The sequence below is a fragment of the Drancourtella massiliensis genome (assembly GCF_016900655.1).
GTDB lineage: Bacteria > Bacillota > Clostridia > Lachnospirales > Lachnospiraceae > Sellimonas > Sellimonas catena.
The window spans coordinates 1-11,254 of the sequence record NZ_JACJKH010000009.1 but is presented as its reverse complement, the minus strand read 5'-3'; the positions used below and the strand labels follow the sequence as shown (position 1 = coordinate 11,254).

Below are 11,254 nucleotides of genomic sequence, written 5' to 3'. Positions count from 1 at the left end.
ACAATGAAATTGGGAGGAATGTACAAAACATAGAAAATGCCTATAAATGAAGAAATATATCAGGATAACCGATTTGATTTTGCAGGGGGCCGGGGATATAATAAAAGCATCAAAGGTAAACAGTTACCAAAGTAAGAATTACAAATTCCCTTCTAAAATGAAAAGACCTTTCAGAAACGCTTATCTGAAAGGTTTTTGCCATTTCTAAACTGTTTTGTTCCCTGACGGGAAGCGAAACCACACTATTTCAGAACACTGTCCAGATATTTCCCGAGTGAACGCTCCATATTTCCGTCAAAGTCTGTATTTCCGTCCCGCAGACACCATTCAAAGACATTTCCGATGACAATCATCCGGATATCGGTGGAGATCTCATCCAGGGACAGGCTGGCAGATACAGTGCCGGCTTCCAGTGCACGAGCCAGGTAATCCGTTACTGTTACGATCGGATAAGGCCGCTTTGTGCGGATGGCCGGATTTAGAGCCTGGTTTTTTGGCGTGTAATAGTTGGATATAAAAGCGACACCGAGCTCTTTGCAGTAGCTGACATAATTAAGATAGACAAGAATGATTGCCCTTTTTGCCTCGGCGGCATTTTCCGGGAGTTCCAGACAGTCCGGATCGATCGTAGGCTGTTCTTCTATATAATAGGAAAGCAGGTCATCTTTTGTTTTAAAGTGATGATAAAAGCTTCCGTTGGATACGCCTGCTTCTTCACAGATGTTTTTGATGGAGAGTGCATCGTACCCTTTCCTCTGAAGAATACTCTTCGCGGCGGAAAAGATCCGGTTTTTCGTTTCAAGAGATTTTTGCTGCTGCTTTGACAGAGTCTGTCCGTTCGTTTCTTTCATAATCAGTGCCCTCCTTATCATCCAAAATATAACATAGGAAGAGTCAGATTTCAAGAAAAACAGAGCAAACTCTGTTTTTATGAAGTTGCGCAGAAAAAGACCTTCCGCTATAATGACAGGGAAGTACTTTTTTGGAAAGGAATCAAAAAATGGATATTATTCAGAAGATTACGGCAGAACTGAATGTAAAAAAATGGCAGGTCGAAGCGGCAGTCGGACTGATTGATGAAGGAAACACGATCCCGTTTATTGCAAGATACAGAAAAGAAGCAACTGGAACACTGGATGACGAGCAGCTCAGAAAACTCCATGAGAGACTTACTTATCTTCGGAATCTGGAGGAGAAGAAAGCGCAGGTGCTCTCAAGTATCGAGGAGCAGGGAAAGCTTACCGAAGAACTGAAAGCTCAGATTCAGGAGGCGCAGACCCAGGTGGCGGTGGACGATCTGTACCGTCCGTACCGTCCGAAAAGAAGAACGAGGGCGACAATCGCAAAAGAAAAAGGACTGGAGCCGCTTGCGGCGCTTCTCCTTTTACAGAAGTTGAAAGAGCCGGCGATTGAGGCGGCCAAAGCCTATGTATCGGAGGAAAAGAATGTTGCCTCCCCTGAAGAGGCACTTGCCGGCGCACAGGACATTCTGGCTGAGATGATCTCCGATGAGGCAAAATACCGGACGAGAATCCGGAAGATGACGTTCCAGAAAGGAAAGATTGTTTCAGAGGCAAAGGATGAAAAGCAGGAATCGGTCTATGAGATGTACTATGAGTTTGAGGAAGCAGCATCCAGGATTGCCGGTCATAGAATTCTGGCTCTGAACCGGGGAGAAAAAGAAAAAATTCTGACGGTCAGAATGGAAGCGCCGGAAGAAGAAATCCTCCGCTATCTGGAAAAACAGATTATTCATGGGGATAATCCATATACAGAACCTGTATTAAAAGAGGCGGTCAAGGACAGCTACAGTCGTCTGATTGCGCCGGCCATTGAGAGGGAAATCCGCAATGAACTTACGGAAAAGGCGGAGGACGGGGCCATTGCTGTGTTCGGGAAAAATCTGACACAGCTTCTTATGCAGCCTCCGATTACAGGACGGGTTGTGCTTGGCTGGGATCCGGCATTCCGGACCGGATGTAAACTTGCGGTTGTGGATCCGACCGGAAAAGTGATCGGAACGACAGTGATTTATCCGACAGCGCCGACTACCCCTGCCAAAATCAAGGCATCCAAGGACCTGCTCAAAAAGATTATTCCGAAGTATCATATCAGCCTGATTTCTCTTGGAAACGGAACAGCATCCAGAGAATCGGAACAGTTTATTGTGGAACTGTTAAAAGAAATCCCGGAAGAGCACGTACAGTATGTGATTGTAAATGAGGCGGGAGCATCAGTGTACTCCGCAAGCAAGCTGGCATCGGAAGAATTTCCGAATTTTGATGTGGGACAGAGAAGTGCCGCGTCAATTGCAAGAAGGCTTCAGGATCCGCTTGCAGAACTTGTAAAGATTGATCCAAAATCCATCGGGGTCGGCCAGTACCAGCATGATATGAACCAGAAAAAGCTGACGGAAGCGCTGAATGGCGTGGTGGAAGACTGTGTCAACAAGGTCGGTGTAGATTTGAATACGGCATCTGCTCCGCTTTTATCCTATATTTCCGGTATCTCAAACACAATCGCAAAAAATATTGTGGCTTACAGAGAAGAAAACGGAAGATTTACAAACAGAAAGCAGCTTTTAAAGGTGCCGAAACTTGGACCGAAGGCATATGAGCAGTGTGCGGGATTTATGCGGATCGAAGGCGGGGATAATCCGTTTGACAGGACAAGCGTCCATCCGGAATCCTACGAAGCGGCAGAAAAACTTCTGAAAAAGCAGGGATTCACAACAGAGGATTTAAAAGCAGGAAATCTTGCAGCCCTTCCGGCCACCATCCGCGACTACCGGAAACTGGCAGAAGAGCTTGGAATCGGTGAGATCACTCTGCATGATATTGTAAAAGAGCTGGAAAAGCCGGCCAGAGATCCAAGAGAAGAGATGCCGAAACCGATTCTCAGGACCGACGTTCTGGAAATGAAAGACTTAAAAGAAGGGATGGTTCTGAAAGGAACGGTTCGCAATGTCATTGACTTCGGGGTGTTTGTGGATATCGGCGTTCATCAGGATGGTCTGGTACATATTTCCGAAATCACCGACAAAAAGTTTATCAAACATCCGTTGGAAGCGGTCAGTGTGGGTGATATCGTGGATGTTAAAGTACTGAGTGTGGACCTCAAGAAAAAACGGATTCAGCTTACTATGAAAGGAATCCGGTAAAGAATGCTGCTTACCCAGAATGTAAAAGACAAAAAGGTATTGAATTTTCCAAAAGACTGTTCTATACTAAATGTTAACAGGAAAAAATTCTTCGGGGTCGGGTGAAAGTCCCAACCGGCGGTGAAAGTCCGCGACCTGCCATTGGCAGCTGATCCGGTGCAATTCCGGAACCGACAGTACAGTCTGGATGAGAGAAGAAATGTACGAATCGTCAGATATCTGTATCTGAAGCAGAGCATCAAACCCCGGAACATATGGTTCCGGGGATTTTTTTGTACATTCCCATTTCCATAAGGGAAACTTTATGGCAGGAAGAGTTTCTTTTCTGAATTGAGTCTATCATTCAAAAAAAGGAGAGAAGAAACATGGAAAACACGCAGAAAAACACACAAATAAGAAGAAGAAGCAGTACGAAAGTCAGATCGATGGCCCAGGTCGGCATGCTTGCAGCGGTAGCTACCGTCCTGATGCTTTTTGAATTTCCGCTTCCTTTTGTACCGAGCTTTTACAAACTGGATATCAGTGAAATTCCGGTCCTTCTTGGAACATTTGCGATGGGTCCTGTGGCGGGAGTTATGACAGAATGTATCAAGATTCTTCTGAATTTCGTGATTAATGGGACTACAACAGGCGGTGTGGGAGAGATCGCAAACTTCCTGATCGGATGCAGTCTCTGTGTGCCGGCGGGTCTGATTTATCAGAAGATGCACACAAAAAAGGGAGCGGTGATCGGACTTGCAGCAGGAACAGTATTCATGACGCTGATCGGATGCGTGCTCAATGCCTATATCCTGCTTCCGACCTATGCTGCAGCATTTGGAATGCCGCTTGATACGATTGTTCAGATGGGGCATGCATTGAATCCGGCAATTGACGGAGTTGCAACTTTTGTGATCCTTGCAGTGGCACCGTTTAATCTGATCAAGGGTATTCTGGTATCGGCAATTCTGCTTTTGATCTATAAGAAAGTCAGTCCGGTCCTCCATAGAGTAAATGAGTAAAAATGACAGAAAATTACTAAACCGAAACCTCTGCTGTGCGCAGAGGTTTTTCTGATCCTGGAAAAATCAGGAGATTCTTCGCAAACTTGCTGTTGTAACCGCGGACAGGATGCGTTATAATTTCAATATTCGGAAATATGGAGGAATACAGATGAAACCAAGTTTTGAAGTGAAAATGACACAGGAAGCACTTTTTGAATTTCTTATGTTTCATACATATCACGGGATCAAGGGAATTTTATACCTCGTAGTGGGAGTTGCCTGCTGGATCGGTGCGATTATAAGTTTTGCGATGGGCAGGGTTTCCTGGGGGCTGGGGCTTGTGTTTGTTTTTGCAACTCTTTTGTTTGTTGTACCATCGATCTTAAAGTTCAGTGCAGCCAGTCAGTTAAAGAAAAGTAAAATCTACAGCACGCCGATCCGCTATACGCTGGAAAAAGACGGGCTCAGAGTAGAGCGTGCCGGAAAAAATAAAATCACTCCGTGGAAAGATATGTACCGCGTTATGATGACACCGAATCTGGTGGCGATTTATCAGACACCGTATGCGGCATTTATTTTCCCGAACAGTGATATCGGACCGCAGATGGATCCTCTGAAGAAGACATTGCGGACATTGTTCCCGGAGGAGCTGATTGAGGATAATTCCGGTAAGATCCTTCCGTTTCTGTTTTCAAGAAAGAAGAAAAAGAAAAAATAGGGAGGAGACACTATGGTAAGAGAGACATATTCAGAGCAGGAGACGTTTGAGCTCGGAAAAGAAATCGGCGAATCGGCCCAAAGCGGAGATGTCTTTACTCTGGAAGGGGATCTTGGCGTCGGCAAGACGATTTTTACAAAAGGGCTTGCGTACGGACTTGGAGTATGTGAGGATGTTGTAAGTCCGACCTTTACGATCGTGCAGGAATACGAAGACGGGCGTCTTCCGTTCTATCATTTTGACGTGTACCGGATTGGAGACGTGGAAGAGATGGATGAAATCGGATATGAAGATTACATTCACGGTGAAGGCGTATGTCTGATTGAGTGGGCGAATCTGATTGAGGAGATTCTACCGGAAACAAGAATCCGGATCGTGATTGAAAAAGATCTGGAAAAAGGATTTGATTACAGAAAAATTTCTATCAATAAACTGGAGGGATAATAATGTCAAAGATTATATTAACAGGGGACAGACCGACTGGAAAGCTTCATGTCGGACATTACGTCGGTTCTCTGAAAGGGAGAGTAGAGCTTCAGAATTCGGGAAAATATGATGAAGTGTTTATCATGATTGCGGATGCTCAGGCTCTGACAGACAATGCGGACAATCCGGAGAAGGTGCGCCAGAATATTATTGAGGTTGCGCTTGATTACCTTTCCTGCGGACTGGATCCGGAAAAAGCAACGCTTCTGATTCAGTCACAGATTCCGGAGCTTTGTGAGCTTTCCTTTTATTATATGAATCTGGTAACCGTATCAAGGCTCCAGAGAAATCCAACGGTAAAATCCGAAATTCAGATGAGAAACTTTGAGGCGAGCATTCCGGTCGGATTTTTCACCTATCCGATCAGCCAGGCAGCGGATATCACCGCATTTAAGGCAACGACCGTTCCGGTCGGTGAAGACCAGCTGCCAATGCTGGAGCAGACAAAGGAGATCGTGCGGAAGTTTAATTCCGTTTACGGAGAGACGCTGGTAGAGCCGGAAGTTCTGCTCCCATCCAATCAGGCATGTCTGAGACTTCCGGGTACAGACGGAAAGGCAAAGATGAGCAAGTCTTTGCATAACTGTATTTACCTTTCCGACAGTGCGGACGATGTGAAAAAGAAGATTATGAATATGTTTACCGATCCGAACCACCTGAAGGTTTCTGACCCTGGAAAAGTGGAAGGAAATCCGGTATTTATCTATCTGGATGCATTCTGTAAAGACCGTCATTTTGAAGAATTCCTTCCGGAATATGCAAATCTGGATGAACTCAAAGCCCACTATACACGCGGTGGCCTTGGCGATGTGAAGGTAAAACGCTTCCTCAATGAAGTGATCCAGGAGGAACTGGAGCCGATTAGAAAACGGAGAAAAGAATACGAAAAAGACATTCCGGCAATCTACGAGATCCTGAAAAAGGGAAGCGAGAAAGCGGAAGAAGTAGCGGCAAAGACACTCTCTGAAGTGAAGGCTGCCATGAAGATCAATTATTTCGATGATGCCGAGCTGATCAGAGAGCAGGCAGAGCGATTCCAGAAATAGAAGGGGCGTTATTATGCGGATACTGGCACTGGACAGTTCGGGCCTGACAGCAAGTGTGGCTGTTGTGGAAGACGAACAGATCCTGTTTGAATATACGATGAATTATAAAAAGACACACTCTCAGACATTGCTGCCGATGCTTGATGAGGCGGTCCGGATGACCGGACTTTCTCTCGGGTCGGTGGATGCGATTGCTGTGGCAGGAGGGCCGGGGTCTTTTACCGGACTTCGGATCGGTTCTGCGACTGCGAAAGGACTGGGACTTGCACTTGATAAGCCGCTCATCCATGTGCCGACGGTCGATGCCATGGCATACCGAATGTTCGGATGCAGCGGGCTGATCTGTCCGATCATGGATGCAAGAAGAAATCAGGTGTACACAGGAATCTACCGGTTTGAAGAGAAGTTTGAAACAGTAAAAGAGCAGTTGGCGGAGGACATTACCGTCCTTGCCGGAATGCTCAATGAGCTTGGAGAACGCGTTGTATTTCTCGGGGACGGAGTGCCTGTATACCGGGAGAAAATTGAGGAGACAGTAAAAGTGCCGTATGTTTTTGCACCGCCTCATATGTGCAGGCAGAGTGCGGCGGCAGTCGGCGCGCTTGGACTGGTTTATGCGAAAGAGGGAAAGACAGAGCATGCGCGGGATCACAAACCGGACTATCTCAGGATGTCCCAGGCGGAGAGGGAGAGACTGGAACGAGAAAAGGAACAACAACATGATTGCCCGTAAGGCCAATGAAGAAGATGCAGCCCGGATTGCAGAGATAGAACGGGCTGTTTTTTCTGATGCGTGGAGTGAAGATGCAGTCCGGGAGACGATGTGCCAGAAAACGGCGGAAATCTACGTGGCAGAGGATAGGAAAACAATTGTCGGGTACATTGTGATTTATACAGTACTTGATGAAAGTGAAGTTGTTCGGATTGCCGTTGACGCCGGATTCAGGGAAAGAGGAACAGGAGGCTTTCTTCTTGACACCGTAATTTCAGAAGGTGCATTGAAAGGAACTGCCGTATGGCATCTTGAAGTCCGGAAAAGTAATATGGCAGCACGCGCCCTCTATCAAAAGAAGGGGTTCCGGGATGTCGGAATCCGAAAAGGATTTTACGATAATCCGAAAGAGGATGCGGTTCTGATGACAAGAAGTCTGGAAACCGTTTCCGGTGTACAGGAAGAACGGGACAGACTATAATAAAGGCGTAACAAAAGCGAAACGAAAGTGGAGGGATTTGTATGCGCCGCTATACGATGAAAGAAAGAAGAGAAACAGAAACGATTTTCTGCAACGGGTGTGGAAAAGAAATCAAGATAAAGGATGGCGTAATACGGGAAGGGCTTATTTCTGTAGAAAAAAGATGGGGATATTTTTCTAATAAGGACAACGAGGTGCACCGTTTTGATCTTTGCGAGGAATGCTATGACAGGATGGTTTCGCAGTTTGTGATTCCGGTGGAGAAGGAAAATGAAGTCTGACCAGACAGTCCCCTCTCGGTATGCAGCTGTTCTTTACTGAGAATAAAAGACTTGCTCTTTTTGTGGAAGAAAAGTCAATGATAGGACAGTTAGGAGAGAAAAAATGCTGGATGTTTGTTTGTTGGGAACCGGCGGCATGATGCCGCTCCCATATCGCTGGCTGACGTCACTGATGATGCGCTATAATGGAAGCAGTATTCTGATCGACTGCGGAGAGGGAACACAGATAGCGATCAAAGAAAAAGGATGGAGTTTTAAGCCGATTGATGTGATCTGCTTTACTCATTTTCATGGAGATCACATCAGCGGGCTTCCCGGACTTCTGCTTACCATGGGGAATGCGGACAGGCAGGAGCCCCTCACCTTGATCGGGCCGAAAGGGCTGGAACGGGTAGTGAATGCACTGCGCATTATTGCACCGGAACTACCTTTTGAGCTGCGTTTTATGGAAATCACAGAGGCGCAGCAGACGTTTGAGATGGAAGGATATCGGATCCGTGCATTCCGGGTGAATCATAACGTGACCTGTTACGGCTATACGATCGAGATTGACAGGGCCGGAAGATTTGATGTAGAACGTGCCACGAGTCAGGAGATTCCTCAGAAATTCTGGCGTTTTCTCCAGAAGGGGGAGACCATCGAGGACGGAGACCGGATTTACACACCGGACATGGTGCTTGGACCACCGCGGAAAGGGATCAAACTTACATATTGTACCGATACACGGCCGACAAAGTCGATCCGGGAGAATGCCGAAGGCTCGGATCTGTTTATCTGCGAGGGAATGTACGGTGAGCCGGAGAAGGCGAAAAAGGCAGTGGAATATAAGCATATGACCTTTTACGAGGCGGCGAAACTTGCCAGGGAGGCAGATGTAAAAGAGATGTGGCTGACGCATTACAGCCCGTCGCTGACAAGACCGGAAGAATACATGGACGAAGTACGGAAGATTTTTCCTTACGCAAAGGCGGGAAAAGACCGGATGAGTGTGGATCTGGATTTCCCGGAATCGTAGTGGAGGTAGGAAGATGAGCGAAGAAAAAGATATTACAATACTTGCAATAGAAAGCTCCTGTGATGAGACAGCCGCGGCAGTTGTGCGAAATGGAAGAGAAGTTCTTTCCAACATCATTTCCTCTCAGATTGACCTGCATAAGCTGTACGGAGGAGTTGTGCCGGAAATTGCTTCCAGAAAACATATAGAGAAAATCAACCAGGTAATCGAAGAGGCACTTTCTGAAGCAAAGTGTACCCTGAATGATATTGACGCGGTAGCGGTGACATACGGACCGGGACTTGTCGGAGCACTGCTTGTGGGAGTGGCTGAAGCGAAGGCGATTGCCTACGCCAGAAACCTTCCTCTGATCGGAGTGCACCATATTGAAGGGCATATCTCAGCAAACTATATTGAGAATAAAGAATTGGAACCACCGTTTCTGTGTCTGGTGGTATCCGGAGGGCATACACATCTTGTATGTGTGGAAGACTATGGAAAATATAAAATTCTCGGAAAAACGAAGGATGATGCGGCAGGGGAAGCGTTTGACAAAGTAGCCCGTGCCATTGATCTTGGCTATCCGGGAGGCCCGAAAATCGACAAGCTTGCAAAAGAGGGAGATCCGAATGCTATTGAATTTCCAAGAGCGCATGTCGGAGACTCGGTATACGACTTCAGTTTCAGCGGAGTAAAATCTGCAGTGCTTAATTATATCAATGGGTGTAAAATGAAACAGATTGAATATAATCGGGCAGATATTGCGGCATCCTTCCAGAAAGCGGTGACCGATGTGCTGGTAGACCATGCCATGATCGGAGTCGAAAACTATGGATTGAAGAAACTGGCAATTGCAGGCGGCGTCGCATCCAATTCTGCTCTGCGCGCAGCTATGGGCCAGGCATGTCAGGAAAGAGGAATCGAATTTTACCATCCTTCTCCGATTCTCTGCACGGATAATGCGGCTATGATCGGGGCAGCAGGATACTATGACTATAAAAACGGGATTCGAAGCGGATGGGATCTCAATGCAGTGCCAAATCTGAAACTGGGAGAGCGTTAGAAAGCAGGAGGAGCCATGAAAGCAAAAGGGATTGCGGTCGTGCTTGCGGCAGGACAGGGAAAAAGAATGGGCGGAACCATTCAAAAGCAGTATATGGATTTATGCGGGAAACCTGTACTTTATTATACATTGAAGGCGTTTGAAGAATCAGAAGTGATCGATCAGGTCATACTTGTATTAGGAAAAGAAGAAAAAGACCAGGTAAGAGAATCAATTGTAGACTTTTATGGATTCCAGAAAGTGACTCAGATTACAGAAGGCGGAAAAGAACGGTATGATTCTGTCTGGAATGCGCTTCAGATAGTTGACAAGATGGAAGATAAGGAAGAGAGCTATGTATTTATCCATGACGGAGCCAGACCTCTTGTAGACGATTCTATATTAAAACGTACCTATGAAGAGGTGAGACGAAGCGGGGCATGTGTAGCGGGAATGCCGGTAAAAGACACGATCAAAATTGTTAATGAGAATCTGGAAACAGAAGAAACACCTGACAGAAAAAAGATGTGGATGATACAGACACCACAGGTTTTCAAGGCGCCGCTGATTATAGAAGCATATCGGAGGATGATGGCTGTCCCGCACAGTCATGTGACAGATGATGCCATGGCTGTGGAAATGGTGATGAAGCACCCTGTAAAGATGGTGGAAGGATCCTATAAAAATATTAAAATAACAACGCCGGAAGATCTGAAAATTGCGAAAGTGTTTTTAAAATAAAACGTGTTTGCGCCCTGAGAAAAAAGACATTTTCAGGCCGGAAAAGAAAGTTGCAAAATATGTAAATTATTTGTTGACAAGGAGAATCACTTCTGATAGAATAATCATTGTTCGCTGAGCGAACAGAAAATGTTTGTAAATACGGCAGTATGGAGAGGTATCGAAGTGGTCATAACGAGGCGGTCTTGAAAACCGTTTGTCCGCAAGGGCGCGTGGGTTCGAATCCCACCCTCTCCGCTTTATACAGACAGTCCTGGAGAAATACCCAAGAGGCTGAAGGGGCTCCCCTGGAAAGGGAGTAGGTCGTTAATAGCGGCGCGAGGGTTCAAATCCCTCTTTCTCCGTTTCGCAGGAATAAAAATGTCAAAAAAACTCTTGACATTACGCAACTGCGATGGTAAAATAAACAAGCTTACACTGCTGATGCAGAAAAGCGGAATCACAACAGCTTGCTGACGAGCACGGTTGAAAAATAAAAAAAGTGCTTGACAGAAACGAACGGATGTGATAATCTAATATAGCTGTCGCGAGAGAGCGGCAACGAAAACAAAGAACTTTGATAACTGAACAATAGACAACGATCCCTGAAAATTCATGAGAATTATTCAGA

General features: G+C 46.1%; 12 protein-coding genes, 2 tRNA genes and 1 riboswitch. Of the genes, 13 read left to right on the top strand and 1 reads right to left on the bottom strand.

Translation table 11 applies throughout. The features are described 5' to 3' along the window. Nucleotides 1–242: 242 nt before the first annotated feature. Nucleotides 243–851: a TetR/AcrR family transcriptional regulator gene (locus H6A32_RS06350; protein WP_087168643.1), complete on the bottom strand. Its 609-nt coding sequence runs from the start codon at nt 849–851 to the stop codon at nt 243–245. Between the two features lie 149 nt (nt 852–1,000). On the opposite strand from H6A32_RS06350, the gene H6A32_RS06345 reads away from it, so the two are divergent. The 13 genes from H6A32_RS06345 to H6A32_RS06285 all read left to right on the top strand — a co-directional run bounded on the left by H6A32_RS06345 (nt 1,001) and on the right by H6A32_RS06285 (nt 10,988). Next, the gene (locus H6A32_RS06345) at nt 1,001–3,160 is read left to right on the top strand and encodes a Tex family protein (RefSeq protein ID WP_204863966.1); all 2,160 of its coding nucleotides are present in this window, start codon (nt 1,001–1,003) and stop codon (nt 3,158–3,160) included. 83 nt (nt 3,161–3,243) lie between these two features. Continuing rightward, nucleotides 3,244–3,363, top strand: a riboswitch (FMN riboswitch). 162 nt (nt 3,364–3,525) lie between these two features. Beyond that, the gene (locus tag H6A32_RS06340; RefSeq protein ID WP_138373572.1) at nt 3,526–4,161 is read left to right on the top strand and encodes an ECF transporter S component; all 636 of its coding nucleotides are present in this window, start codon (nt 3,526–3,528) and stop codon (nt 4,159–4,161) included. Nucleotides 4,162–4,312: 151 nt separating this feature from the next. Then, on the top strand, nt 4,313–4,861 hold the full coding sequence (locus tag H6A32_RS06335) for a YcxB family protein (RefSeq protein ID WP_171027955.1): 549 nt from the start codon (nt 4,313–4,315) through the stop codon (nt 4,859–4,861). A 12-nt stretch (nt 4,862–4,873) separates the two neighbouring features. After that, the gene (gene tsaE / locus H6A32_RS06330) at nt 4,874–5,305 is read left to right on the top strand and encodes a tRNA (adenosine(37)-N6)-threonylcarbamoyltransferase complex ATPase subunit type 1 TsaE (RefSeq protein ID WP_204863965.1); all 432 of its coding nucleotides are present in this window, start codon (nt 4,874–4,876) and stop codon (nt 5,303–5,305) included. A 2-nt stretch (nt 5,306–5,307) separates the two neighbouring features. Next, nucleotides 5,308–6,393 (top strand): tryptophan--tRNA ligase, encoded by a 1,086-nt coding sequence (trpS, locus tag H6A32_RS06325; RefSeq protein WP_087254903.1) that lies wholly within the window; start codon nt 5,308–5,310, stop codon nt 6,391–6,393. A 13-nt stretch (nt 6,394–6,406) separates the two neighbouring features. Then, on the top strand, nt 6,407–7,126 hold the full coding sequence (gene tsaB, locus H6A32_RS06320) for a tRNA (adenosine(37)-N6)-threonylcarbamoyltransferase complex dimerization subunit type 1 TsaB (protein ID WP_087254900.1): 720 nt from the start codon (nt 6,407–6,409) through the stop codon (nt 7,124–7,126). Continuing rightward, a complete protein-coding gene (gene rimI / locus H6A32_RS06315) occupies nt 7,113–7,586 on the top strand; it encodes a ribosomal protein S18-alanine N-acetyltransferase (protein ID WP_158099296.1) in 474 nt (157 codons plus the stop codon). The genes tsaB and rimI overlap by 14 nt, the downstream gene beginning before the upstream one ends. A 56-nt stretch (nt 7,587–7,642) precedes the next feature. After that, a complete protein-coding gene (locus H6A32_RS06310; RefSeq protein ID WP_343215518.1) occupies nt 7,643–7,867 on the top strand; it encodes a hypothetical protein in 225 nt (74 codons plus the stop codon). A 103-nt stretch (nt 7,868–7,970) separates the two neighbouring features. Next, nucleotides 7,971–8,882 carry a ribonuclease Z gene (locus H6A32_RS06305; protein ID WP_204863964.1) on the top strand — a complete coding sequence of 304 codons (912 nt, stop codon included), beginning with the start codon at nt 7,971–7,973 and terminating at the stop codon, nt 8,880–8,882. Nucleotides 8,883–8,895: 13 nt separating this feature from the next. Continuing rightward, nucleotides 8,896–9,924: a tRNA (adenosine(37)-N6)-threonylcarbamoyltransferase complex transferase subunit TsaD gene (tsaD, locus tag H6A32_RS06300; RefSeq protein WP_087254894.1), complete on the top strand. Its 1,029-nt coding sequence runs from the start codon at nt 8,896–8,898 to the stop codon at nt 9,922–9,924. 15 nt (nt 9,925–9,939) lie between these two features. Continuing rightward, on the top strand, nt 9,940–10,644 hold the full coding sequence (gene ispD / locus H6A32_RS06295; RefSeq protein WP_204863963.1) for a 2-C-methyl-D-erythritol 4-phosphate cytidylyltransferase: 705 nt from the start codon (nt 9,940–9,942) through the stop codon (nt 10,642–10,644). 151 nt (nt 10,645–10,795) lie between these two features. Then, nucleotides 10,796–10,881, top strand: a tRNA-Ser gene (locus H6A32_RS06290). Between the two features lie 18 nt (nt 10,882–10,899). Next, nucleotides 10,900–10,988, top strand: a tRNA-Ser gene (locus H6A32_RS06285). The last annotated feature ends 266 nt before the right edge of the window (nt 10,989–11,254 follow it).